The 24,800-nt window shown below is 37.8% G+C and carries 24 protein-coding genes; 13 read left to right on the top strand and 11 right to left on the bottom strand.

Annotated elements, in window-relative coordinates; all coding sequences use genetic code 11:
* Positions 1-295 precede the first annotated feature (295 nt).
* The 9 genes from KXJ59_RS05375 to ssb form a co-directional block, all read right to left on the bottom strand.
* Positions 296-514 (bottom strand): PRTRC system protein C, encoded by a 219-nt coding sequence (locus KXJ59_RS05375; protein WP_178887994.1) that lies wholly within the window; start codon positions 512-514, stop codon positions 296-298.
* Positions 515-540: 26 nt separating this feature from the next.
* On the bottom strand, positions 541-1,203 hold the full coding sequence (locus tag KXJ59_RS05370) for a PRTRC system protein E (RefSeq protein ID WP_178887993.1): 663 nt from the start codon (positions 1,201-1,203) through the stop codon (positions 541-543).
* A gap of 9 nt (positions 1,204-1,212) precedes the next feature.
* Positions 1,213-1,974: a DUF3560 domain-containing protein gene (locus KXJ59_RS05365; RefSeq protein ID WP_295201938.1), complete on the bottom strand. Its 762-nt coding sequence runs from the start codon at positions 1,972-1,974 to the stop codon at positions 1,213-1,215.
* Between the two features lie 70 nt (positions 1,975-2,044).
* Positions 2,045-3,103, bottom strand: coding sequence for a DUF932 domain-containing protein (locus tag KXJ59_RS05360; protein ID WP_178887992.1), 1,059 nt, complete (start codon positions 3,101-3,103; stop codon positions 2,045-2,047).
* A gap of 21 nt (positions 3,104-3,124) precedes the next feature.
* Complete coding sequence (locus KXJ59_RS05355; RefSeq protein ID WP_178887991.1) at positions 3,125-3,502, bottom strand: single-stranded DNA-binding protein; 378 nt, start codon at positions 3,500-3,502, stop codon at positions 3,125-3,127.
* A 90-nt stretch (positions 3,503-3,592) separates the two neighbouring features.
* The gene (locus KXJ59_RS05350) at positions 3,593-4,057 is read right to left on the bottom strand and encodes a JAB domain-containing protein (protein ID WP_178887990.1); all 465 of its coding nucleotides are present in this window, start codon (positions 4,055-4,057) and stop codon (positions 3,593-3,595) included.
* A gap of 157 nt (positions 4,058-4,214) precedes the next feature.
* The gene (locus tag KXJ59_RS05345; RefSeq protein WP_295201936.1) at positions 4,215-4,730 is read right to left on the bottom strand and encodes a hypothetical protein; all 516 of its coding nucleotides are present in this window, start codon (positions 4,728-4,730) and stop codon (positions 4,215-4,217) included.
* Between the two features lie 7 nt (positions 4,731-4,737).
* Entirely contained in the window at positions 4,738-5,292 is a 555-nt protein-coding gene (locus KXJ59_RS05340; protein ID WP_178887988.1) for a hypothetical protein, read from the bottom strand.
* Between the two features lie 16 nt (positions 5,293-5,308).
* A complete protein-coding gene (gene ssb, locus KXJ59_RS05335) occupies positions 5,309-5,638 on the bottom strand; it encodes a single-stranded DNA-binding protein (protein ID WP_178887987.1) in 330 nt (109 codons plus the stop codon).
* Positions 5,639-5,751: 113 nt separating this feature from the next.
* Between ssb and KXJ59_RS05330 the strand changes: the two genes are divergently transcribed.
* A complete protein-coding gene (locus tag KXJ59_RS05330) occupies positions 5,752-6,150 on the top strand; it encodes a hypothetical protein (RefSeq protein WP_178887986.1) in 399 nt (132 codons plus the stop codon).
* Here the strand turns inward: KXJ59_RS05330 and KXJ59_RS05325 are convergent.
* Complete coding sequence (locus KXJ59_RS05325; protein ID WP_178887985.1) at positions 6,147-6,395, bottom strand: hypothetical protein; 249 nt, start codon at positions 6,393-6,395, stop codon at positions 6,147-6,149. The genes KXJ59_RS05330 and KXJ59_RS05325 overlap by 4 nt on opposite strands.
* A gap of 77 nt (positions 6,396-6,472) precedes the next feature.
* Between KXJ59_RS05325 and KXJ59_RS05320 the strand changes: the two genes are divergently transcribed.
* From KXJ59_RS05320 to KXJ59_RS05270, 11 genes are all read left to right on the top strand, one after another.
* The gene (locus KXJ59_RS05320; protein WP_294993997.1) at positions 6,473-6,733 is read left to right on the top strand and encodes a hypothetical protein; all 261 of its coding nucleotides are present in this window, start codon (positions 6,473-6,475) and stop codon (positions 6,731-6,733) included.
* A 1,190-nt stretch (positions 6,734-7,923) separates the two neighbouring features.
* The gene (locus KXJ59_RS05315; protein ID WP_294993994.1) at positions 7,924-8,571 is read left to right on the top strand and encodes a heavy metal-binding domain-containing protein; all 648 of its coding nucleotides are present in this window, start codon (positions 7,924-7,926) and stop codon (positions 8,569-8,571) included.
* A 35-nt stretch (positions 8,572-8,606) separates the two neighbouring features.
* Positions 8,607-9,896, top strand: a complete 1,290-nt coding sequence (locus KXJ59_RS05310) for an efflux RND transporter permease subunit (protein WP_294993991.1) — start codon at positions 8,607-8,609, stop codon at positions 9,894-9,896.
* Positions 9,897-9,898: 2 nt separating this feature from the next.
* A complete protein-coding gene (locus KXJ59_RS05305) occupies positions 9,899-11,824 on the top strand; it encodes an efflux RND transporter permease subunit (protein ID WP_294993989.1) in 1,926 nt (641 codons plus the stop codon).
* Positions 11,811-13,064 (top strand): TolC family protein, encoded by a 1,254-nt coding sequence (locus KXJ59_RS05300; protein WP_294993985.1) that lies wholly within the window; start codon positions 11,811-11,813, stop codon positions 13,062-13,064. Before KXJ59_RS05305 ends, KXJ59_RS05300 begins: the two co-directional genes overlap by 14 nt.
* Positions 13,065-13,074: 10 nt before the next feature.
* Positions 13,075-14,577 (top strand): multicopper oxidase domain-containing protein, encoded by a 1,503-nt coding sequence (locus KXJ59_RS05295; protein WP_295201934.1) that lies wholly within the window; start codon positions 13,075-13,077, stop codon positions 14,575-14,577.
* 9 nt (positions 14,578-14,586) lie between these two features.
* On the top strand, positions 14,587-15,942 hold the full coding sequence (locus tag KXJ59_RS05290) for an efflux RND transporter periplasmic adaptor subunit (RefSeq protein WP_294993979.1): 1,356 nt from the start codon (positions 14,587-14,589) through the stop codon (positions 15,940-15,942).
* A 2-nt stretch (positions 15,943-15,944) separates the two neighbouring features.
* A complete protein-coding gene (locus KXJ59_RS05285; RefSeq protein ID WP_295201931.1) occupies positions 15,945-17,141 on the top strand; it encodes an efflux RND transporter periplasmic adaptor subunit in 1,197 nt (398 codons plus the stop codon).
* 1,041 nt (positions 17,142-18,182) lie between these two features.
* Positions 18,183-18,932, top strand: a complete 750-nt coding sequence (locus KXJ59_RS05280) for an AraC family transcriptional regulator (protein ID WP_294993972.1) — start codon at positions 18,183-18,185, stop codon at positions 18,930-18,932.
* Positions 18,933-18,996: 64 nt separating this feature from the next.
* Complete coding sequence (locus tag KXJ59_RS05275; protein ID WP_295201930.1) at positions 18,997-20,238, top strand: sterol desaturase family protein; 1,242 nt, start codon at positions 18,997-18,999, stop codon at positions 20,236-20,238.
* A 37-nt stretch (positions 20,239-20,275) separates the two neighbouring features.
* Positions 20,276-21,523 (top strand): hypothetical protein, encoded by a 1,248-nt coding sequence (locus tag KXJ59_RS05270; protein WP_295201928.1) that lies wholly within the window; start codon positions 20,276-20,278, stop codon positions 21,521-21,523.
* A 33-nt stretch (positions 21,524-21,556) separates the two neighbouring features.
* Here the strand turns inward: KXJ59_RS05270 and KXJ59_RS05265 are convergent, their stop codons facing one another.
* On the bottom strand, positions 21,557-23,758 hold the full coding sequence (locus KXJ59_RS05265) for a TonB-dependent receptor (protein ID WP_295201926.1): 2,202 nt from the start codon (positions 23,756-23,758) through the stop codon (positions 21,557-21,559).
* Positions 23,759-24,179: 421 nt separating this feature from the next.
* Between KXJ59_RS05265 and KXJ59_RS05260 the strand changes: the two genes are divergently transcribed.
* Positions 24,180-24,710 carry a hypothetical protein gene (locus KXJ59_RS05260; protein ID WP_295201924.1) on the top strand — a complete coding sequence of 177 codons (531 nt, stop codon included), beginning with the start codon at positions 24,180-24,182 and terminating at the stop codon, positions 24,708-24,710.
* The last annotated feature ends 90 nt before the right edge of the window (positions 24,711-24,800 follow it).

The raw sequence follows: 24,800 nt of genomic DNA, 5'->3' as shown, positions 1-24,800 counted from the left end.
ATTAATTTTATGCAAGGTGCATAAATGTTTTACGGAAGCAAAAAACATCTTTTCAATCTTTTCCCAATTCTGAGCGTTGGAGGTCTTATTGAATGTTATCGGTAAGAACTGCTGCCTTAAAAAATCAGGGGCAACTGGTCCACAGGTACCGCACGCAATTTTGCTTTTTTTACTGCGTCTGAGTCCGGCAATTTGTTTAACCTTTCTGCGAACTGCCCGATCTGTGCTAACTGCTGGCATAACGAATGATTTTTAACGGGTTTTACAAATCTTATTTTACATCTTTTATTCATGGTTATCCTTTTGTGCCAAGCATTGCCTGGAAGATGTATTCCACCCTGTCATTTTTGATTTCCGGTCCTTCGATCTTGGCGGTGGTTAATTCAGGGTAAGTCTGTGCGTACATATTCAGCACCGCTTCTGGTTGCATGGTTATCGAAGGATCTGAAAGAACCAGTTTAGAACCCTGCTGGTCGTAAAGAAAAACACGAGGTAAAGTATTACTGATTAACATGGATAATAGTTTTAGCGGTATATAAATTATGCGTTGTATTCATCCTCATAATTGTCATCGTTCTCTTCGAGGATCTCCTCATCGTTGTCTTCGTTGTTATCATCATCTACATCAGTATTGCCTTCGTTTTCCTCGGTTGTATCTTCTTCGCTGCCTTTGATTACAGTTTCATCAGCAAACAAGGAAAGTGATGAATGCTGTCCCCGCAGTTCCTGGCTTTTCTTCTTGATCTCCGTTTCAAATTCAGGGAATTGCTTCAGGTCTGGTAACTGCCCGATGGCCTCACCGATCTTTTTCAACTTCACTAAGTCATCCACTTTTTTCATCTGTTCGTCAAACTTTTTCCGTTTCCCATCCTTGTCTTTTTTCTGCGTATCCTGTTTGTCTTTTTCGATACGTGATTCTTTATTGGCTTTATCCAGTGCTTCGACATGCTGCTGCATGTTTACCAGGAGTGATTGGGTAGTCTGAACCGGTTGGCTAATTGCTTGGAAAAATCCGTTGTCAAGGTCACTATCACTACCCTTTAATACAAGTGGCGGAATCAGTTTCGCTGATTTATCCTTGATATGTGACGTGTCCAATAAGAGCGATACAATCAGTTCACCATTTTCCTGTGGCTGGATATTCATTCGTAGGTTGCCGGTTACATTTAGTAGCTTGATCCGGGAAAAGAAATTCGTTTGCATATTAATTGATTAAACGGTGAGTAATTGTTTTGCGATATAGATGGCATAATTGGTAATATGCCGCTGCCATACACCCTGGGTTGGAGACCATCTGAACCCATTTAATTTCAGTTTTTTTCGCATTTCCTCCGGTGGAATAGAATTGAATAAAATCTGCACACGGTTGGCTTCAACATTAATGACGATTGTAGAGTCGCCAATGCGTATTTCTTTTGTTTCAAGCGCCTGTATCTTTTGAAGTTGTACTATGCGATCTTTAATCCTCCTGATCTCCGCAGAATTGTTGGAAAACTTGTAATGTGGAAATCCGAAGTTGTTGGGGCAGTTTAATTCTCCCCACATTCCTTCTGTGGCCATTTCGAGTTTGAGAAACCCTTCTTTATCTTTTTTTCGCAGGCACTGATTGGCTGCTTTCATAAAGTCCTGGCTCTTTTGAAGTGAAGCGAGCTTATCCTTCAACTTGGCCAGTGCTTCAGGATCATCAGATGAAATTGCATCATTCGACTCTATGGTTTCTGCTTTATCGTGGTAATATTTTGCCTTGTCCTCTGCTTCAAATGCTTTGCCAAATGTGTTGTGGATCTTGTTTCGGTAATTCCGGTCTGATTTTTCGCTGTGGTGTCCGACAAGTATCGGCTGACCCATGGGGACTATAGAAGCCATCTTACTGGCCTTTTCAAATAAAGAATCAGAAAGCTCTTCATTTTTCTTCGCCTGCTTCTTTGCATGGTCAATCCTGTTTGCCTTTCTTTCGTGGAAATTATGTTTCATATTAAATGACTTTATTTTTTAGATAATTTTAGTGAAAAGGGTAGCCTTCTTAAAAGCAGCCCTTTGTTTCTTAGCTGATCTCCTGTTTACCTGCTGCAAAACTCGTACAGAGGTTAAATGTTGTTTGTCCGCGCTGCTGGGCAAGTCCGCCATAAAGCAATGATTTCATCTTAGCGGTGTTATCCTTGTATTTGCGAACGTTCTGAAAATAGCCGGTAATGGCATTGTACAGACCAAACAGCGTTCCACGGGTAGTATCCATCTGCTGCGCATCACTTTCCATGGCATACTGGAAGGCTGCATCACACATATTCTGATAGTAAGTTGAACATTCGTCCGTTCTTCCCTGTTGGAGCGCCATAAGCGCTTCACGGTTTGGCACAAGGGCAAACTGAATCAACTGTTTCATTTCTGCATCAGACACGGTGATCTTCGCCCACTGGTTAAATACCTCCTGCATTTTTTCAGAAATATTACCTGTAATGCCCATCAACCTGTGTGCCTGTTCCAGCCTGTCTTTTGCATTGGCGGTGTGCCTGATCTTTACTGAATTGATTTGATTTGACAAGGCAGCATTAAGGGTATTGTTACAAACGATCCTGACAGGTGTAAATGCTGCCATGATGCTTCCATAGCCATCGTGTGATGTGGTCAGGAAGATGTATTTTTCAATACAATCATCATTACCCACTTTGATGTAACCTGGCAACTTGGCCGTGATAAATATCCTTTCGCCTTTTCCCAATGCGCCTGCGGTTTCGTAAAGAATACCATCCCCACCGATGATCGAATCGAAGAATGAGAAGGCATCAACATTCTGTACTACCTCGTAATCCTTTCCAACCACACCGAGCACCTCTTCGGTATCTATACGTATGGTAGCGTGGTGATCAGGCACTTCCAGTTCGGGAATCTTAATGCCGGTTTCTTCATCTGCCTCCTGGTTTTCGTTATCGTAAGTGAAGAGGGCTCTTTTTTCTACTTTATAGTCAAGCCCTGCAAACTGAAGCGCTTCCTTACTGGTAGGATAATCTTCAATCACCTGCCCTAATCCATGCCAGGGCGTTTCCTTTACTGAAAAGAAGCTGTGCTTTCCAGTGTTTTCATTAAAATTGATTTCGTGTGACATTTGCGAAGTGTTTTTGGGTGATTAAAATGGCAGGTCTGCAACCGGTTCAGTAATCAAAGAAGTCTCCGCTTCAATCACTGCTTCCGCTTTTTTGGAATGGATCAGATCGATCTTATCCGCGTTGAAATTGATACTTGCCTTTGCATTGCCATTCATGTCGATGTAAGCATTGCACGATAAGCGACCAGTAACTGTCACGATCGCGCCTTTTTTTAATATTTTAAGGATTCCGGTACTCATCCACCAGGCGACATTGATGAATGTGACGAACTCCTTTACCTCGTTTGTTCCTTTTACTTTGTAGCGGTCATTAACAGCAATGGAGAAATTGACGACTTCTTTGTCGCCTTTTACTGTGTTGATTTTTGCATCGGCTGTGATCCTTCCTGTGATTTGCATAAAATGTTTTTTAATTAAAAAAATGTAATGGAGATTTTTTATCAATCCCCTCTCAATACCAATGGAGGGGTTGATAAGAAATCGACAGGATCAGATTTTACCCTCGTCTGCAAAAGAGTAATAAGTGTCTTTGGAGATGATCATGTGATCCATAATTTTAATCTCAAGCAACATTCCTGCCTTACATATATTTTCTGTAAACAAAAGGTCATTTGCGCTAGGATTTACCCTGCCGGATGGGTGATTATGGGCAAGTATAATGCGATTGGCATTAAGTTTAATAGCTGGTAGAAAAACAATCTTGGGGTCTACAATAGTGCTGGTAGTTCCGCCCATTGAAATGTCGAGAAGTCCGAGAACATTACAGGCGGTATTTAAGAAAATCGCTTTTGCATTTTCTATCAATTCAATCTTGTCATGGTTCCAATGTTGCAATAAAAATTCAAAAACATCATTTGAGGATCTTAATAAAGGTCTTTGTGTTGCTTTAATTTTTGATCTGTAAACCAATTCGATTTCACTTACCATGTTCCAATTATTTTCTGAGGGTTGCATACAATATTTTTTTTGTTAATAAGTAGGGAGCGCATCCCCTGTTTAAGGCTGTGCAGGGGATGTGCTCTCTACTGGTTGTAGCAATGAGCGATTTGAAATAGGGTAAGAGATATCAGGGAACAGAACCATGAACGGAGCGTCGCAACGGATGATGTCATCAGGTTACGATTGCTTGTGAGCCACCATACATAACAAAATCTGAATAGCTCAATGATTGGCAATCGAGTTTATACAATTTTTGAGGCGAAAATCCGATTCGCCACTTGTCGAGGAAATTATCAAATTTTAATTGGGCCCGACGGGGCAATACTATTTGGTGGGAAAAGACTACTTTAAAATCCCAGTCAAATCCCATGAACTGTATAAAATTTTCAGCGATTTTTCTTCTTCGGAGAAGTTCCCAATGATCATCATAAGCTGAAGGTTTTAATTCCACCAGCGTAGCTTTACCAGTGTAGATATTCCGTACTAGAAAATCGGGTGTATATGTTTTTAGGCCACCTTTTATTCCTTCTGGCGCTTCATCCAGATTGTAATAAATGGATAAATCTTCCCGCAACCAGCAATGGGATTCTTCAACTGAAAGGATGTAGCGCAACTCCAGTATGGAATCAAGCCATTCACCTTGATATAAACAGGCGATCGAATTTTGATGGTAGGTAAATTTTGCCATGGTGTTGTTATTTTTCAGGTAACCATCCACGCATGAGAAATTCCATTTCTGCATTTGATTTGTGTGCAGTTAAATGTGGGTTACCGGTTATTCTTTTGTAGTATTCTTCATACCACTTAAATCTGTCTTTCACTGCGAGTTGCAGACAGTCATGGTAATGGGTTAGTTGTCCTGCTGATAGGATTATCTCGTCATCAAAAATGACTTTATACTGCCAATCAAGTTTCAGCGTTCGGATGTAATTGTTTGCGACCATTTGGTGCAATGCCAGGGAAGACTCGTCTTCAAATGCCCGTGGTTTGATTTCAACAAGGGTGGCTTTTTTTGTTTCGTAATTGCGGATCAAGAAATCGGGTGTGTATCTCCGATAGGCAAATTTTGGGAAATGCGTCAACTGACCTGAACCGGGATGGAAATACAGTGAAAGAGGGGAACGAATCAAGGCATGGTCTTCTAAAACTGAAATTGCAAAACGTAGTTCTGTCAGAGAGTCAAACCGGCAACCCCAACCTTTGAGAGGTTGGGGGGTGCGGTAGGTGAATTTAATGGAGCCAGTTTTCATAAGCATGTATTTGGGGTCAACGGTCGAGGTTAAGGATGTTGGCGGCTTTGATTTCGGTTACGTAGCGTTTGTGACCCTCATGATCAAGGAACGTGCGGTATTGGATCTCTCCCTCTACCATTACATGGCTTCCCTTAATGAATTGACCAGGTAGGGTTTCTGCCAGTTTGTTCCAGGCATTGATGTCATGCCATGTTGTTTTTTTTGAACTGGTACCATCTTCATTTTTAAGGAAGAAGTCAGTAGCTAATCGTAAACGACCCAATATCCTACCTGTAATGGTCAAATGTATCTCGGGGTCGTTGCCGAGATAGCCGATCAACTGAACGAAGTTTTTTGTTTTCATGATGTGTGATTTGAATTGCAAAACTTGAATTTCAAAATGAGGTAAACCGTATTTATCCATATCCGTTTCGTATAATATCCGTATCTGATACGGATATTTGATTAGATTTATGAATGGAAACAGACGCCTTACAACCCAAACGATACTGTCTTTATGTTGGCTGTGGCAAAGCACTTGATCCTAAAATGCGTAAGGATGCCAAGTTCTGTAATGAGCAATGCAAAGCAGCCCATCATAATCCCAGGCGGGCTGATACCCATCCGGATATTAAAAAGATTAATAAAATTCTTTTGAAGAATTTTTTAATACTGGGTAAGGCTCTGGGGAATAAGGAGTATGTAAAAAAGAAAAGGGAGCAGATTATCAAACAGGGATTTAACCTGGATTATTATACGCATACGCACAAGGACTTTATTTTCTGTTATCGATACGGTTACCATTTTAAAGATGAAGGTTATATCAGCATTTTTATAGGGTTCGATAGTGCAGTGTATAAATCAATGGATAGTTAGGAAAATAATTTCTGCAAGGTTTCCGCAATAGCCTGTAATAATTGTTGGTCTATTTTCTCCGCTTTTTTTCTATCCTGTTCCAATACGATAGTCCTATAATTTTTTTCTTCATCGAGTTCAAACACAAATGGAAAGTCCTCAACATAGACAGTAATGCGGTGTGTGTATCCCCATGGCTGAAATTCAGCAGGTAACATGATTTTTTTTCCATTGTACCATAAAGGAAGTTCAAAGTTTTCCGGCATGGTGTAAAAATATGTGAATGTTTAAAAGGTTTCCCCGTCATTTTATCATTTGATTTTCCAACCCTTATCTTCGGCAGATGGAACAGAAAGAATTGATATTGTCGACTCTTGCACAGATGGCTAAGGGATCTACTCAACCTAGTTTATACCAATTTATTCCACGTGAATTGATTTTGCGTTTACCGATTGACTGGTCAGCCATCTATTTCTGTCTTAGCCTATTGGAAGAGGAAGGTGCAGTACGGATCTTTCATGCAGACACGATACGATTTTCTATCACTCAAAAAAGAATTGATACTGCTAAGAAATTTCAGGGGCAGGATATTTCGCATTCGTAATAATCGTTTATTTCTGACTGGTGTATAATCGTATGCCAAAGCTTTTTTTGTTCAATGTAATTTGGCAGGATGAATAAAGCTATCAATGATCATCATGTGCAAGTTGGTTTAGTCATCAAAGAATACAGGGAGGAACACGAGTTGTCCTTATCTACGTTTGCACATTTATGTGATGTACGAGTAGATATGCTAAAACGTATTGAAAAAGGGAGGTGAATTTCCGACTTACCACCCTAGTCAAATTTATGAGGGTGATGGGCAAGGTGCCGTTTCCAAGAAAAGAAAAAAGCTAAAAAATTGATATTTTATAGCTTTTTTATCCTATCCATAAGGTGGGTGAAAGATTTACGTTTCTTTATCTCTAAGAGCGTGCCGAAATGATAAGTAGTTTGATTTGTATCATACTATTCAAATTGAGAATAAATCAAAACATATTTTTGGTGTAATGATTGTACCGTTTGGGTTAGAAACAAAACTTATACTCAATTTAGTATTCCTGGCCTTAGATTGATGGGTAAAACAAAGAAGCTCTATAGAATTCAGAACCGTGAATGAAGCCATGTATTGCCAATTAATTAATTTTTAAACTATTAAATATTCATTTAAATCATAGTTTGATGAATTGCTAAGCATAGAACTAAAATTTTAAACTCCATTTGTAAAAAGAAACTATACATTTGTTTAGGCAAGTTTATGAAAAAGTTTATCACATTTATAGTAGCAATTTTATTTCTGAGTACTTCCTCAGGGGCTACTATACGCATGCATTATTGTATGGGTAAACTTGCTGACTGGGGTTTAATGTATAGAGATTCTACGAAATGCGAAAATTGTGGGATGGAGGAATCCGATACAAAAGATAATGGCTGTTGTAAAGATGAAAACAAGTTTATAAAGAACGTTTCAGAACAAAAAGCTACTGAATCAGTCTCAATTAATTTTACACTCACAATTCTTGACTTACCGCTATCCCTTTTTTCATTATCGGATATTTTCTATGTCTCTTCAATTGAAGAGTATCCAATAAGTCATGCCCCACCCCGAAGTAGCAAGACAGCAGTATACCTTCTTAACAGAACTATCCTCATTTAATTTCATATTGACTTAGCAGTGCCAGACAACTAAAATTGTCAGGCTATAGGCGTTTCTTTTTGCCGTATAATGTTATGCAACAATAAAATCATGAAAAAATGAAAGCAATTAAAATGCTAATGGTGGCAGTGCTGCCTATCTTATCTTTTTCAGTCTTTGCTCAGGTTTCAACAATACAAAAAAACAAAAATAAACAAGCTGTTGAAAAAACCTATATATGTCCAATGCATCCTGATGTGATTATGGACAAATCTGGAAAATGCCCTAAATGTGGTAGGAACCTTACTCCTAAAGAAAAAATGAAAATGGAGGTAGTTGGTCTTTATGAATGCCCTGCACACCCAGCTATTACAAGAGATAAACCCGGCAAATGTTCTGTATGTGGTTCTAAAATGAATCTTTCACCCAAGGAAAAAATGAAAATGGAGGTAATGAAAACCTATACCTGTCCGATGCACCCCGATGTGGCAAGTGATGAGTCAGGTAAGTGCCCGAAATGCGGAATGGATTTAAAAGGAGAGGAGCAATCTGTTCAAACATATTCATGTTTTAATCACCCGGACATAACTAGTGACAAGCCAGGTAAGTGTTCAAAATGTGGAACCTCATTGACACTTTCTCCAAAAGAGAAAATGAAAATGGAAGTGATGAAAATATATTCTTGCCCCATGCATTCGGATGTCACCAGCAATAAACCTGGTAAATGCACTAAATGTGGCATGGATTTAAAAAAGAGGTCAAACTAATGCTTCTACATTGCTTCAAATATTAATATCAAATTATGGTTCAAAAATTAATTGAACTGGCTTTGCGTAACCGGGTGATTATTCTGCTATTAGCGGGAGGATTATTTGCTTATGGAATTTACGCTGTGAAACAGAATCCGATTGATGCTATTCCAGATTTAAGTGAAAATCAGGTGATCGTATTTACTGAATGGATGGGGCGCAGTCCACAGGTTATAGAAGACCAGGTAACCTATCCATTGGTCAGCAACTTGCAGGGTATACCCAAAATCAAGAATATTCGGGGTTCATCCATGTTTGGGATGAGTTTTGTATATGTTATTTTCGAAGACAATGTTGATATATACTGGGCGAGAACCCGTGTACTCGAAAGACTCAACTTTGCACAACGTCTTCTGCCGCAAAATGTAACACCTACACTGGGTCCTGATGGAACAGGCGTGGGACATATTTTCTGGTATCACCTTAATGCTCCTAAGATGGATCTGGGAGAACAAAGAGCACTTCAAGACTGGTACATCAAATTTGCTTTACAAACAGTACCCGGTGTGGCAGAAGTCGCATCTTTTGGTGGTTTTGAAAAGCAATATCAATTAGTAGTTGATCCCATAAAGCTGCAGTATTACAACATTTCGTTGATGGATGTGATGAATAAAGTAAAAGCCAATAATAATGATGTAGGGGGACGCAAATTTGAAATGGCGGATATGGCTTACATTATCAGGGGCTTAGGCTACATAAAGAATAAAAATGATATTGAAAATGTTGCACTTGCCAATTACAATGGTATACCTGTAAGAGTTAAGGACATTGGTTCTGTTCAAATGGGAGGTGATTTGCGTCTGGGAATTTTTGATATGGACGGCAAAGGAGAAGTGGTAGGTGGTATAGTGGTAATGCGATACAATGAAAATGCCAATAAGGTCATTGAGTCTATAAAAGCTCGGATGAAGGAGGTTGAAAAGGGATTACCGGAAGGTGTAACGTTCCAAACTTCATATGACCGCAGTACACTGATTCAAGAAGCTATTGATTCAGTAAAAGGAACATTAGTTGAAGAAATGATTGTCGTCTCATTGGTAGTGCTCATATTTCTATTCCATTGGCGCAGTGCTGTGATTATACTGATTCAATTACCTATTTCAGTTGCAGCTGGGTTTATTTTCCTTGAAATGTTTGGTATTTCATCCAATATTATGTCATTGACGGGAATCGCGCTTGCTATTGGTGTAGTAGTTGATGATGGCATTGTAATGGTGGAAAATGCGTACAGACATATTAGCGAGGCACAGGCTAAAAAAATTAAATTATCCGACAAATCGTAAATATGGCAAAGTGGTTCAAAAGAAATAAAGATCCCTTAACAATAGAGGAAAGAAATGAGATTATTGAAAGATCTTCAAAACAAGTTGGTCCCGGCGTATTTTATTCTACCATTATCGTAGTCGCTTCTTTTCTTCCTGTATTTCTGCTTACAGGTATGGAAGGAAAACTTTTTCATCCCCTAGCATGGACAAAGACCTTTATCCTACTAATTGATGCGGTATTGGCTATAACATTAACTCCGGTTCTAATTTCCTTTTTTCTAAAAGGACGACTAAAACCAGAAGATTCAAATCCAATAACAAAAACACTGGAAAAAATTTATACACCCATTCTAAAATGGTGTTTAAAATGGAGAAAAACTACTATAGGGCTTAATATTCTGGCATTAGCTATGGGAGTAATCATGATGACTCGTCTTGGTTCGGAATTTATGCCGCCATTGGATGAGGGATCATTGTTATTTATGCCGGTAACTCTTCCAGACGTATCCAATTCTGAAGCAAAACGATTATTGCAGGTTCAGGATAAGCTGATTCGCTCTGTTCCCGAAGTTTCACATGTTCTGGGTAAAGCAGGAAGAGCCAATACAGCAACAGATAATTCTCCGATAAGCATGATTGAAACCATCATTTTACTTAAACCTAAAAATGAATGGAGAGAAGGGCTAACCAAAGATGATATTATAAATGAGCTCAATTCAAAAATGCAAATTCCTGGGGTTACAAATGGATGGACACAGCCCATCATTAATCGTATTAACATGCTTTCAACTGGTATAAGAACCGATGTCGGGTTAAAAGTATATGGACAAAACCTGGACAGTATTTATGCATTTGCTCAAACTATTAAACGGCAGTTGGAGGGAATTGATGGAGTAAAGGATTTATATGTGGAGCCTATTACGGGCGGAAAATACATTGATATTGTAGTTAAACGTGATGAAATCGGTCGGTATGGACTGAGTGTTGATGATGTCAATACCGTAATTGAGAGTGCATTAGGAGGTATGAAACTTACTACCACTATTGAAGGCCGTCAGCGATTTTCCGTAAATGCCAGATACGGGCAAGATTTTCGAAATAATATTCAAGCATTAAAGCGACTTCAGGTACAGACAATGGATTTTGGTCCTATACCATTAGAAGCTGTTGCAGACATTAAACTAAGTGACGGCCCACCGATGATTAATTCAGAAAATGCGATGCTTAGGGGTACAGTACTATTCAATGTTAGAGAAAGAGATTTAGGCAGTACAGTAAAAGAGGCACAAGAACGATTGAATCGAATGATCACTAAACTTCCAAAAGGATACTTTCTAGAATGGAGCGGGCAGTGGGAAAATCAAATCAGGGCTAATCAAACTTTAAAAATGATCATGCCGATTGTACTCATTATCATTTTCATGGTATTATATTTTACATATCATTCTTTTAAAGAAGCTGTTATCACCATGATAACCGTGCCATTTGCATTAATTGGCGGTGTTTTCATGGTCTATTTTTATGGCATTAATCTGTCTGTAGCTGTCGCTGTGGGCTTTATTGCTTTATTTGGAATGGCCATAGAAACGGCTATGTTGATGACGATCTATCTAAATGAAGCCATGAACAATATGGTTGCTCAACATGGTAATTCTAAATCAACATTAACACCCGCAATTATCCGAGACTATGTGATTGAAGGTTCCGCCAAAAGGTTGCGCCCTAAACTCATGACTGTTTCAGTTGGACTATTTGGGTTGATCCCTATTCTTTGGGCGACAGGAGTTGGTAGTGATATTATGCGACCCATCACCATTCCATTGATTGGTGGTACAATCTCATCCACTATTTATGTGTTACTCATTACTCCTGTCATTTTTGAAATGATTAAAGAAAGAGAACTAAAACGTAACGGTAAAATTGAATTAATCGATGTTAAAGAATAAATTAATACTGACCTTCTTTGGTTTGACAGGTTTTGTATATGGCAATGGGCAAATCCTGAAGCTGGATACAATCATTGATAGCATTAAAACAAAGCATCCTGTAGTGAAGATGTATGATCATGAAATCCGTTCTATGGATGAAGCGGCAAAAGGTGCAAGAAGCTGGATGCCTCCTCAAATTGGCATTGGTCAATTTATGACACCATATGATGTTCGACTTTGGCATAGGGAGGGCGATATGCCTGGTATGGGATCTGTGATGATTTCTGGTGAGCAAATGCTTCCGAATAGAAAAAAATTAGATGCAGATGAGAGGTACATGAAAGCTATGTCGTCAGTTGAGAAAGAAAAAAAGAATGCAACACTGAATGAATTAGTGAATGATGCTAAACAGTTCTATTATGATTGGATTATCCTGAAAAAGAAATTATTGATCCTGGAAGAGAATGAAAAGATATTGGACTTCATGATCAAAAATGCAGAAATACGTTATAAAAACGGTCTTGAAAAGATAAGTGCCTATTATAAAGCAAAAGCTGCTTTAGGAGAAGTGAAAAATATGCAATTAATGTTTGAAAGCGACATTAAAGAAAAACGTATTCGCATCAATTCGCTTATGGGTAGAAATGCCATGACAGATTTCGATATTGATACCACTTACTTCTTGAATAGTTATGAAGCTCTTGTTTTTGATAGCACTCTTTTTTATACTAACCGTAGTGACCTAAAATCATTGGATAGAGAGATTGATCTTACTGTTCTAAAACAGGAAACAGAGCGTACTGCCCTTAAACCTCAATTTGGTATTCGTTATGATAATATGATTGGATTTGGAGGACAGCCATTACAGTATACTATTATGGGGATGGTTCGTATTCCGATGGCTAAATGGTCTTCTAAAATGAATAAAGCCAATATTGAAAGCTTAAAATGGAAAAGTAATGCCATTCAGTCACAGAAAGAAATGATGGTGAATGAATACAGTGGGATGGCTTATGGTATGCGTAACGAACTGGGGTTAAAGAAAAAGCAATTAAAACTTTTTGAAAGTCAGATAATCCCTGCATTGCGTAATAATTACAGGACAATGCAACTCGGTTATGAGCAGAATACAGAAGAGTTATTCATGTTATATGATGCATGGGAAATTCTAAACATGAAACAGTTAGAATTATTAGAGTTACTAAGTCAGGCATTGAAACTTCAGGTGACAATTGAAAGAATTATTGAAAAAAACTAAACCAATCTGAATGCAAAGAAGAAAATTCATACAACTGTCTGGGATTAGTACCGGTAGCCTAATAACAAGTGGATCTTTAGCTGGATTTTTTATGGCTGGTTCAGGGTGCAGAAAAGAACATCACAACGGGCTAATGACAAAACCTGTTATGGTTACTGAGAATGATTTTTCACAAATGCTTACCAACCCATTACAGTCTGGTGCCAATCAGACACTCACAGCACAAACTACAACTGTAAATATTAGGGGGGCTAATATTCCTGTCTTGGGCTATCAACCTAATGGGATGCTTGGTCCGTCATTCAGGGTAAACAGGGGAGATGTTGTAAATATTTTGCTCCAGAATAATTTATCTGAACATACCAATATTCACTGGCATGGTTTAAAAGTACCTGCATTAATGGATGGACACCCAGATCAATTAGCAAATGCAGGTGGTACTTTCCGCTATCAGTTTACTGTGAATCAGAGAGCCGGATTGACATGGTATCATCCACACCCTCATTTTAAGACAGGTAAACAGGTATTTCAGGGCTTAGCAGGCTTGTTTATTATTAATGATCTGGAAGAAACAACTTTAAATCTACCATCGGGTCGTTTTGAGATTCCATTGGTTATACAAGATAAACGATTAACCAATCAGGGGATAACATATAATCCTACTGCAGAAGAAGTTATGTCGGGCTATATGGGTGAGTCTGTATTGGTAAACGGTATTTATTCACCTTATACTGAAGTATCAACCCGTTATTACAGACTTCGTATTTTGAATGGCTCAAACGCACGTTTGTATAATCTCGCATTCAGTAATAATGCCGATATGATAATTATTGGTAATGATGGTGGTTTATTGAAAAATCCTGTAACAGTAAAGGAGATTTTATTGGCTCCAGGCGAAAGGCTGGATGTTTTAGTAAGTTTTAATGGTTTGTCTATCGGTACAGAGCTATTCTTACTAAGTAAAGAATTTGCTAACGCTGGAGATGCGCAAGGGAAGCAGTCATTTAAGATCATGAAGTTTAAAGTTACTGCTACTGTCACAGATTCTTTCACTGTACCCACAAAACTTTCAATGATCGATAGTTTGCCAGCCTCTTCATCAGTCAGGAGCAGAACATTTGATATATCTAATCCGATGGAACATCATGGATATCCTATGAATGATGGTATGAGGATGCGTCATCGCATTAATAGTAAGCTTTTTGATAGCAGTCGCATTGATGAAAGCATTAAATCCAATACGAATGAGATATGGGTCTTCGATAATAGTAAAGGAGATGAGCCTCATCCTATGCATTTACACGGAGTTTTTTTCCAGGTACTTCAAAGAACAGGTGGCAGGGGGAGTCTGATAGCATCTGAAATCGGCTGGAAGGACACAGTACTGGTAATGCCTGGGGAGACGGTTCAAATAATCATTCCGTTCGAAAGTAATTTAGGAAAATTTGTTTTCCATTGCCATAATCTTGAACATGAAGATGATGGCATGATGTTACAATATGAATTGATATAAGCTGTATATATGATGAAGAAATTATTTTTTATACAAGTTCTGGTATTCTTTTTGGTTGCCTGTGAAAATAAAAATACACATAGTGATCACCAAGCTGTTTCTAAGGAAACGTATACCTGTCCTATGCCAGAGGATTCTATATTTAGTGATAAACCTGGTACATGTATCAAGTGTGGAATGGATTTGGTAAAAATGGAGGAAAATCATCAGCCAGAGAAAAATGCTACCTATACCTGCCCCATGCACCCTTCGGTCATTAAAGATCAACCGGGAGCTTGCCCTATTTGCGGGATGGATTTAATTAAAAAAGAAAACAATAATAAAAAAGACGAAAATATTGAATTGAATGCTCTACTCCAACCAACCAATGAACTGGTAATATCGTCTATTCCTGTTATTGGTCTTGAGTTCAGCAGTGAGCAAATAGAACTAAACGCATTAGGTAATATCGCCTACGATACAAGAATGATCGGGGGAATTTCTGCCAAGGTGTCGGGAAGAATCGAAAAACTTTATGTACGCTATAAATACCAGAAAGTTACTAACGGACAGCGTATCATGGATATTTATAGTCCTGAATTACTCACTGCACAGCAGAATCTTTTGTTTCTCTTAAAGAATGATCCTGAAAATTCGACTTTATTAGAAGCGGCAAAAGAAAAACTTTTATTACTCGGAATGAGCAATAAACAGGTAATGGAGTTGATTCAATTGGGTAAACCCTTATTCACGATTTCGGTTATCAGTAATTACAGTGGGCATATTCATGAAACCATTAATGTTGATAAAATGAACATAGTAAATGATAATATGGGAAAAATTTCTCAACAAACCGAAGCGCTCGCATTAAAAGAAGGGATGTATGTACAGAAAGGTCAGTCAGTGTTTACAGTCTTTAATCCCGATAAAGCATGGGCGATATTAAATATATATGGCGAAAATCAATCCTTTGTAAAAAAAGGTAATGCTGTAAGGATTATTCCTGAAACAGCTAGGCAGAAAGACTTTAAAGCTACCATTGATTTCGTTGAGCCATTTTATCGCAAAGAAAGTAAGACCCAGACTGTAAGAGTTGGCTTCAATAATAGCAGTTTAAGAATACCTATTGGTAGTCAGGTTCAGGCAGTAATCTTTGGAAATACTATAAAAGGTTATTGGTTACCCAAAGACGCAGTGCTCTCATTAGGATTAGAAAAAGTGGTTTTCCAAAAAACAGCCGAGGGCTTTAGAGCAAAGAAAGTAATTACAGGGGTTGTTCTGGAGAAACAGATACAGATACTCAAAGGATTGACAATGAAAGATTCAGTTGCAGCAAATGCTCAATTTCTTATGGACAGTGAAAGTTTTATAAAAATAAAAAACTAAGTATGCGGTATATCATCTTTATACTAGTATTCATAATACTCGTTTCGTCTTGCAAGAATACAATAAAGGAACCTATCGATCCTGATACATATTATACCTGTTCAATGGATCCTCAGGTTGTTGAGTATAAACCTGGTAAATGTCCTATTTGTAAAATGGACTTAACACCAGTAAAAAAAAGAAAGGGAGAAAGTCAAGATGAGCTGGAACTGAGTGAACAGCAGATTCAATTAGGGAACATTTTAGTGGATACTATCCGAAATGGGACAATTAATGATCAGTTAATTTTAACTGCTTCATTGAATTTTGATCAATCGAAGCTATATGCTGTTAGTTCCAGGGTTATGGGAAGAGTTGAAAAACTTTATTTCAAGAACCTTGGTGAATACGTCAAAAAAGGGTCGCCACTTTATGAAATGTACAGTGAAGATTTGAATAATGCAAAACAGGAATACCTACTTGCAATAGATAAGAAAAATGCTTTTTCAAGTCAGGCCATTATTGATTTTGATCAATTAATTCAGGGTGCGAAAAATAAATTACTTCTTTGGGGCTTGACCGAAATGCAACTTAGTGAGCTGGCCAATACCAGGAAAGCAAGCCCGATAACTACCTACTATAGCACTGCGGGCGGCTATATTACCCAGCTTGATATCCGGGAAGGCGATTATGTAATGGAAGGTGGTACAATTGTAAAACTTGCGGATCTTTCAACATTATGGGTAGAGGCACAGGTATATAGCTCGCAATTAGCTGATCTGCAGGAGAACAGTATGGTTACTGTTCAACTTCCGGATTTTAATAATAAGGAAATAAAAGGGAAACTTGAATTTGTAAATCCTGAAATCAATCAGGCTACAAGAATTAATCTTGTGCGCATTCCTATTCCGAATCCCGGTAATTATTTGAAGCCTGGTATGTCGGCTTATGTATTGTTAAAAAGTCCTAGAAGAAAGTCCCTTAGTTTACCTATTGATGCAGTAATAAGAGACGGCAAAGGGGCAACTGTATGGGTACAGACTGGTAAGAATACATTTAAAAATTTAATGGTACAGACGGGGTTGGAGAGTGATGATCGTATAGAAATAATATCCGGTTTGAGCGAAGGGGATATTGTTGTATTGAAAGGGGCTTATTTGCTTCACAGCGAATATATTTTCAATAAAGGAGCCAATCCGATGGAGGGAATGAAAATGTAAAGCTGATATTTTTTTAAAAAGCAATAGCAACCTTTCTTTTAATTTATCCGTACCAAATGATGGCGATTTGCAAAAGATATACGTATCAAAATAAGTATTAAATATCGTATATGCGAAATAGAGATGATTCCTTCTTTTCATGTAAAATACGTTTAGCCGCTAAACGATATCAAGTGCCTAACTGTCTTCCTAATTGGCCTAAATTTGAATGCTTGCTTAATACTAAAATGCCATTAAGAAAAATCAATTATGCGAAGTCTATTAATAAAAATCCTCCCTCTTTCGATATTTCATCAAACGAACTCTAATAAATGTTCAATTGGGCTATAATAATCTAAATATTCAAACAGATTTATATACAATTCATATGCAGAAGCTATCTTTATGCTTGGCTTTCTTAACCGGGGTCAATCCAATTTTTACCAATACCGTTACCTTTGTAGTAATGACGGTAAGCATTGTTGTAGCTTTATTAAGCGTTCTTAACAAACGAAAATAAAATCTGCCTACCTTGGTGCTGTATTTAATTTACCCATGAGTACCATTACCATTCTTGCGGATTTATTAATGATTTACATGAGTGTACTAATGTTACTAACTATGTTATAATGGCAACTGTAAAATCAATATGGCAATTTTTCTGGAAAATCTTTAAGGCGCTCTTTGTAAGGAAAAAGGATTGCTGTAAATGATATATTTTACTGTTAAAAACTACCGATGAAAAGCAAGCTCTCCCCAATCATCGTTCAATACAAGAGAAATGAACAATCTGTTCACAACATATGATTCATTAATATTGAAGAACGGTTAAAATTATTTCGTCCTAACTTAGTTCTAAAAAATATAACAATACGCCAAGTAAACAATTGAAGAGATAAAATGAATAATAATACTAACGGCAAATAATTGTATAACTCAAGCACAATAACTATTTGCTTATGGAATATTCACAGCTTGACTAGTATTCAATTTTAATAGAGTAACTGGTTTCAAAACATTCGTTTAAGCTAACACATCTTTTCATGATAAAATTTAGCAGGCTTGCAAAAATTCAAACTTCATATCTCCGGGGGCATGGCGGTCTATATAGGTCGTCAGGTGCTGACAAAAATGCATGCACACCATGCCCTTGAAATTGTAATGTCATTCCAGAAATCTTTCTTGATTTCAAAAAATGGAACTGAATTTGAAAAAAGTGATTGCAGCATTATAGCTGCCGACTTGCCACATCAATTTATCGGTAAGGATGATTTTTATATTTTCATTTATTTGGATGCTGAATTGAATTACACTCATAGGCTGGAAGCATCCATGCATCTGGAAAAACAAGGATTGGTTCATTACTTTGGTAGTGAAATTGATGCTGTAAGAACTGAATTTATCAATTGGTTTAATTCAGCATCAAATGAAGAGGAAAATGTACATAGTCTAATTGGCTTGCTGGTTGAAAAGCTAACGGGCAGCGAAAACTCAGTTAATCAAATTGATGAAAGAATTAAACAATCAATAGCGTTTCTTCATTCAAACTTGAATGAAGAAATAAGTTTGGCAAATATCGCTTCTAAAGTGCATCTTTCTGAAAGCCGCTTTGCCCATTTATTTAAGGAGCAAACCGGTATCCCATTTCGTAAATACATACTTTGGTGCCGGATGCAGGCAGCATTACAAGAAGTAATGAAAGGGCAATCGTTTACCAATGCAGCATATGGCGGGGGTTTTTCAGATGTAGCCCATCTTAGCCGCACATTTACAGAAATGTTTGGAGTTTCGCCTTCAGAAGTTCTTAAATAATAGCAGGTTTATTCAAGTCTTTTACTTTTCGGTAAAGCATTTTTGCACTCTAAAAATGTTTTGCATGAAGAAAGTATTTCAGTTTGGAATTTATCCTGCCATCATGTTGTCAGCTTCCGCCATTATTTTGTATGGAATCCGATCAGGGTACAACCAATATCTTGTAACTGTACCTGTCATTACTCTTACAGGTATATTAATTTTAGTATTGGAACAATGGATGCCTTATGAAAAGAATTGGGTAGGTGGTAAAGATGACTGGAACCTTGACCTTACTTACTACATCATTAATTACAGTATAAAACTTATTGCTCAATTTCTTTTTATATGGCTGGCGGAAAGTATTAGCTTTTTGTCGTTGTTTCCGATGCAATTGCCATTTTGGATGCAGGTTATAATTGCACTTACAATAATAGACTTCTTTCTTTTCCTGGTACACTGGCAGAGTCATAAATACCAATTTTTATGGAAGCTTCATGCTATTCACCATAGTTCGGAGCGATTATACTTTTTAAATGGTGAAAAACGTCATGCATTGCACCAGGTAATAGAGGGAACACCTGGCATTATTCTTTGCCTTGTAATCGGTACTCCGCAACCGGTGGTGGTGGTGGCGCTGGCAATTCTGGCCGTAAATATGTTTATGCAGCATACCAATCTTGATTACAAAGCAGGTATTTTGAAGAAATTCTTTTGTGTAGCAGAGTTGCACCGCTGGCATCACCGTGCAGATTATAAAGATGCACAGGTTAACTACGGAGCCTGGCTTACCATTTGGGACCGCCTGTTCAACACTGCGTATGATAGTCCGAAAATGCAAACAGAATTAGGCGCTATCGGTATTGCTGAAGAAAAGAACTTTCCCAAAAACTACTGGAAACAATTTCTCTACCCTTTCAATAAAAAGATTCGGCAAAATTCAAAAACAATCTTACTCATTGCAGCTATGCTGTTTATAAATGGAATTGTATTTTCCCAGATGTATGCAGATGCTATTACCGGTAATTGGCAGCTTCAGGATGGTAGTAAAAAGATAAGCGTCGTTAAAGAAGATGGTAAATACGTTGGTAAAATCTATTGGGTAAAAGATATGTCAAAAAACAATGAAATCGGCAGGAGAGTATTGTGGAATTTGGAATATGATGCTGATGACAAAGAGTGGAAAGGTGGCGAAATCCAGTTACCTGATATTGGACATTCTGCAAGCTGTTATATTAAACTCAAAGATGTAAATACTGCTATAGTTACGGGTTACCACGGCATGAGGCTATTTGGTAAAACCAAGACCCTTACAAGGGTGAACTAATGGGTCAAATAGTGTATTTTGCTGTCTTAAGCAGCATATGAACAATAAATTAGCACTACTAATACGGCAATATAAAGAAGATAATCAGTCTGTATACAACACCTGGTTCATCAATAATGAGGAACGGCTAAAGGCGTTTCGTTCTATCCGTCGTGGCGTTATGCAGGTAATTGATGATATTAAGGGTAAAAAATTTCCCGCTGATTTTAAAGGGTCTTCGTTAGAGTTTGTGCTTACCTGCATTACAGAACAAAAGCAGGTATTTGAAGGAGCTTCCCATCCATTTTACTGGAAACCCAAGTTGAGGATTCCTGATATTTATGAGAATGAAAACAATAAACAGGCATTCGGACAATTCTTAGAAAATTGTCTGAATGCAAAGACTGAGGAACAGATTCTTAAAGAAATCATAAGACTGGATGGTTTAAAAATTAAAGGTCTTGGCCCTGCTGTTGCGAGTATCCTTTATTTTCTTCACCCAACCATTATTCCTCCATTTAACACTGCTATTATTAATGGGTTCAATTTCCTATACAAAGACAAAAAGAAATTAGGTAGCTGGAGTGAATACCTTAAGCTGAGAGAAGTAATGATTGATACCAATAATCAGTATCGTTCAGAACTGTCATCCGATTTAGGCGCTATTGCTGGTCTGTTATTTGAAATAGGGACTCAAAAATTGATACTGGGTACAGATGCATATTTATCCGAGCCTGAACGAAAGAAATTGGAAAAACTAATTGAAAAAAGACAGGAAAGTGTGCAGCAGGAAAAGGATGAAGAAAATCTGCATACGGAGATGCAATATCATTTATTGAAAATAGGTAGTGCCTTAGGCTATGATGTGATTGCCGCTTCTAACGACAGATCAAAATCACACTGTGGTAACAGTTTTTCATTTGTGAGCTTACAACAATTCCCGGATATCCGGTTGGAAAAAGATACATTGAATACTGTAAAACTAATAGATGTTCTTTGGTTTCAAAAGGGAACAAATAACGTAATTGCTGCTTTTGAAGTAGAAAAAAGTACCAGTATTTATTCAGGTATTTTAAGGTTGACAGATTTGAGTTATACAATTGCAGATGGTGATGAAGTGTTCTATCTGATTGTACCTGATAAAAGAGAAAAAGATGTTTGTCTTCAACTTTCCCGTCCTGCAATTAAACAAAACAATGTAATAATTAAATACATCCTCTTTTCTGAATTACGTAGTCATTGCGATGCATTGTGCAAGTTTGGCGAGAGCCATCATATTATGGAGAAGATAGCGAAGGCAGTATAAAAAGCGGCAGTTAATGTTGCTGCCGCTTTTGGTTTAAAATTTTGCTCCAACAGATATAAAGAATGTTCTTCCATCAGCCGGTAAAGCACCCGGCCCCGGATAACCACCTGCTCTGCGGGTGAAATATCTTTCGTTAAATAAATTATTTGCTCCTGCTTTCAGGTTTAGCCCTTTTGAAAATTTATAGGTAGCTGTTAAATCAGTTACAGTATAAGATGGTATTAAACCATTATTGCCATTTGCCGAAGGTGTAACTGTGTTATTGGCATCGCTAAAGGTTTCTCCTACATTGCTCATCTGTACAGTTAATAAAAAGCCTTTATAACCGCCTGTTATTCCACCACGGAAAAGATTCGTTGGGGCATTCTCCACTTTCTTACCTTTTGTACTGGCATCTTTATGGTTGCCACTGTATTTAGCATCTGTATATCCGTAAGACCCAAAAATAATTAAATCTGCATCTTTGTTTTTTCCGAATGCCCTGAAAGGATTAAATTCTACATATCCCTCAAACCCTTTGCTGGTGCTGCTGCCAACATTAGTAATAAGCCGGTATGAAGGTGTTCCGCTAACAGTAATTGTCCCTACACGGTTATCATACTGTAAGTAAAATCCACTTATATCAAACTGGAGAAAATCTTTCGCTTTACCACGGTAGCCTAAATCAATATTGTATCCCTTGGCATCTTTCAAATCTGCGTCAACCACATCGGTTGTAGGTGGAGCTTGCAAATTTGCAAACTGAATAGGGCGATAAGCCTGGGAAAAATTTGCATATACCTCAGTAGACCTGGTAACATGGTACTCTGTTCCCACACCAGCGAGAACAAAACTTCTATCTCTTGTAATATTCTGTAAGATTATTTCTGTACCCCCTGTTGTATATCCATTTCGTCCAGAAGATGAGCCTTCCAGCCATTCATATCTTATTCCGGGTATTATCAAAAACTTATCGCTGACACGAAAAATATTTTCTGCAAATGCAGCTGTGTTTCTGGACTTAAAAATAATATCACGGGGATAATTACCGGTTATGGTAACATCATATCCTGTACCTGTTGTTCCTTTACCGTCGGCCTGTCTGGTGGTAGTCCCGGTATATAAACGGATACCAGCAGATAAAGTATTTTTCATTTTGCCCAGATGGTAATCTGTGATGATACGGCTTTCCATTCCATAGTTCCTGTATTGGTCAAGATTCACCACCCTGTTGTTGTAGTTCAGTGATGCAGGGTTAATACTGTCTTTTATATTGATGGATTGCAAAAAGCCAACACTGTTCCTGTCACCATTGGTGCTAAATAGTTTCGTATTCCACCGGGCGTTTTCATTTATTTGATAGTTGGCGATTAATGCGGAGGTTGTCCAGGTTATATCAAACCAATTACGGCTGCGGAAACTTTGTTGGGCATCCTGCTTTATTTGTATATCTGTTAAACCACCTGGTTGTTGACTGCGGATATGTGAACGCATTACTTCAGCCGTTAATGAAAATTTTGTTGTGAAATTATAGGTTACAGTACCATAGCCTGCGTTGGTGAAATATCGACTGTTTTCTCTCCATCCGTCTCCATTACGATGGTCGAAAAATGTATAATAATGAACTTTCCCTTTTTTGCCGCCTATTGCATTATAGCTGTTGAATAGGCCATTGCTTCCAACTGTTTGCTGTGTTTCAAATTCAAAAGGTTTGTTTATTTCACTACCATTTCTGAGAATGTAATTTACCAAGCCGCCAAATTGTGGGCCATATTGCAAAGAGCCTTGTCCTCTTACCATTTCTATACGTTGCACAGCCTGTAGCTGCGGATTATAGTATGCTTCCGGATAACCAAAAGGATCCGCAGCAATATCATATCCGTTTTGACGCACATTAAACTCCCAACTGCGGTTGGGACTTAATCCACGAGCAGCAATGCCAATCTGGATTCCGCTGGGGTCACTTTCCCAAATATGAATTCCGGGTACTTTTGCCAGTACCTGCCGCATGTTATTTGTTACTACATTACCCTGCACATTGTCTAACACAATCAGTGTATTCTTTTTACCCGCATAAATATTTGTGCCAACAATTTCCGGTATTTGCTGATAATCGCTTTTGCTGTTTCTACCCACTACGGTCACATCGGGCAGGTTTTTTATCAGTAGTGTATCACTATTTCCTTTTTTGGTTTGCCCGGTAGCTACATTTAATGCCAATATCATTAAACACAAAACAAGCTCTCTTTTACTCATAAGTATGATTTTGAATTGCAAAAGTGCTCATGCTTTGTGTAATACCACTTATGTAAAAGGGAAATAGAGTTATGCAATGCAGAAATATTTAGGGTTTAGTCAATAAATAGCAGACTGGCAACCTATTTTCGTTTTATCTAATATCAAAATTGTGAGGCTGTTATTAAGCGATGGTAGTTCGGTGTTTAAGTAATTTTAGTTGAGTGGGTTTAGACTATTAGGAAAAAAGAGGTAAAAACACGTTTAGCTGACGTAAATACTACATTTTCAACGGGAAAGCCAAGCAAGCGTAGCAGTAAGTGGCAGCAAAATTTTATAAAAATTATCAATAATTTTACAAATTTCCTAAACCATTCTACCATATCTTCGTCTTCAAAAGGAGTAGAGGTTCGCTAAAAATTCTTATTTTTAGCAATATTCAATGAAACAGAGTTTATCCATAAAACTAAAAGCGCTGTTCCTACTGGTTGTATTTGCAACAAATACAGTTGTAGGTTTTGCCTGTGCTATAGGTGTAGATATGGGTTTTAATTCCTCCTCTCATCATAACCAAACTGAAGCGTCTGCAGAAGTGCATATTCACGATGATGGGAAAAATCATGTTCATGAAAAGGAAACAGCAATAGTAACAAATCATGTTCATGAAAATGGCATTAATCACCAACATGATAGCGAGCCCACAACACTAATTCCCGTTGATGGCAATAACTTACTTACAAAAGAAGATGGCGGATGTTGTACCAATGAAGTGCAGGAGTTTCAAGATTTGGATAAAAATGTTTCCGTAAATACTACTGGTATCTATATACCGGTATTTGTGGCAATTCTTAGTACTTATTTTAATATTGATTTCTCAGCGGCTGTCAAGGATTTTCCTGTCCATTATAAGGTTCGTTTTTACTACCCCCCACCGACTGACATACGCATAGCGATGCAGCGTTTCCAGATTTGATTATGGTAAAACAGGTGAAGCTTTTTGCTTCATCCAACTTCATTTGCGTTTCGCAATATGAGGCTATTTGTTTTACCGTAATCAATTTTT

The organism is Sediminibacterium sp. (assembly GCF_019264485.1).
Taxonomy (GTDB): domain Bacteria; phylum Bacteroidota; class Bacteroidia; order Chitinophagales; family Chitinophagaceae; genus Sediminibacterium.
This window is presented reverse-complemented; position numbering and strand designations above follow the sequence as displayed.

Excerpts from the sequence above, each read along its gene's own strand:
- KXJ59_RS05365 (WP_295201938.1), bottom strand. The coding sequence starts at position 1,974 with ATGAAACATAATTTCCACGAAAGAAAGGCAAACAGGATTGACCATGCA.
- ssb (WP_178887987.1), bottom strand. The coding sequence starts at position 5,638 with ATGAAAACAAAAAACTTCGTTCAGTTGATCGGCTATCTCGGCAACGAC.
- KXJ59_RS05350 (WP_178887990.1), bottom strand. The coding sequence starts at position 4,057 with ATGCAACCCTCAGAAAATAATTGGAACATGGTAAGTGAAATCGAATTG.
- KXJ59_RS05370 (WP_178887993.1), bottom strand. The coding sequence starts at position 1,203 with ATGCAAACGAATTTCTTTTCCCGGATCAAGCTACTAAATGTAACCGGC.
- KXJ59_RS05375 (WP_178887994.1), bottom strand. The coding sequence starts at position 514 with ATGTTAATCAGTAATACTTTACCTCGTGTTTTTCTTTACGACCAGCAG.
- KXJ59_RS05355 (WP_178887991.1), bottom strand. The coding sequence starts at position 3,502 with ATGCAAATCACAGGAAGGATCACAGCCGATGCAAAAATCAACACAGTA.
- KXJ59_RS05320 (WP_294993997.1), top strand. The coding sequence starts at position 6,473 with ATGGAACAGAAAGAATTGATATTGTCGACTCTTGCACAGATGGCTAAG.
- KXJ59_RS05315 (WP_294993994.1), top strand. The coding sequence starts at position 7,924 with ATGAAAGCAATTAAAATGCTAATGGTGGCAGTGCTGCCTATCTTATCT.
- KXJ59_RS05275 (WP_295201930.1), top strand. The coding sequence starts at position 18,997 with ATGAAGAAAGTATTTCAGTTTGGAATTTATCCTGCCATCATGTTGTCA.
- KXJ59_RS05285 (WP_295201931.1), top strand. The coding sequence starts at position 15,945 with ATGCGGTATATCATCTTTATACTAGTATTCATAATACTCGTTTCGTCT.
- KXJ59_RS05345 (WP_295201936.1), bottom strand. The coding sequence starts at position 4,730 with ATGGCAAAATTTACCTACCATCAAAATTCGATCGCCTGTTTATATCAA.
- KXJ59_RS05295 (WP_295201934.1), top strand. The coding sequence starts at position 13,075 with ATGCAAAGAAGAAAATTCATACAACTGTCTGGGATTAGTACCGGTAGC.
- KXJ59_RS05270 (WP_295201928.1), top strand. The coding sequence starts at position 20,276 with ATGAACAATAAATTAGCACTACTAATACGGCAATATAAAGAAGATAAT.
- KXJ59_RS05305 (WP_294993989.1), top strand. The coding sequence starts at position 9,899 with ATGGCAAAGTGGTTCAAAAGAAATAAAGATCCCTTAACAATAGAGGAA.
- KXJ59_RS05325 (WP_178887985.1), bottom strand. The coding sequence starts at position 6,395 with ATGCCGGAAAACTTTGAACTTCCTTTATGGTACAATGGAAAAAAAATC.
- KXJ59_RS05290 (WP_294993979.1), top strand. The coding sequence starts at position 14,587 with ATGATGAAGAAATTATTTTTTATACAAGTTCTGGTATTCTTTTTGGTT.
- KXJ59_RS05360 (WP_178887992.1), bottom strand. The coding sequence starts at position 3,103 with ATGTCACACGAAATCAATTTTAATGAAAACACTGGAAAGCACAGCTTC.
- KXJ59_RS05265 (WP_295201926.1), bottom strand. The coding sequence starts at position 23,758 with ATGAGTAAAAGAGAGCTTGTTTTGTGTTTAATGATATTGGCATTAAAT.
- KXJ59_RS05330 (WP_178887986.1), top strand. The coding sequence starts at position 5,752 with ATGGAAACAGACGCCTTACAACCCAAACGATACTGTCTTTATGTTGGC.
- KXJ59_RS05300 (WP_294993985.1), top strand. The coding sequence starts at position 11,811 with ATGTTAAAGAATAAATTAATACTGACCTTCTTTGGTTTGACAGGTTTT.
- KXJ59_RS05340 (WP_178887988.1), bottom strand. The coding sequence starts at position 5,292 with ATGAAAACTGGCTCCATTAAATTCACCTACCGCACCCCCCAACCTCTC.
- KXJ59_RS05260 (WP_295201924.1), top strand. The coding sequence starts at position 24,180 with ATGAAACAGAGTTTATCCATAAAACTAAAAGCGCTGTTCCTACTGGTT.
- KXJ59_RS05310 (WP_294993991.1), top strand. The coding sequence starts at position 8,607 with ATGGTTCAAAAATTAATTGAACTGGCTTTGCGTAACCGGGTGATTATT.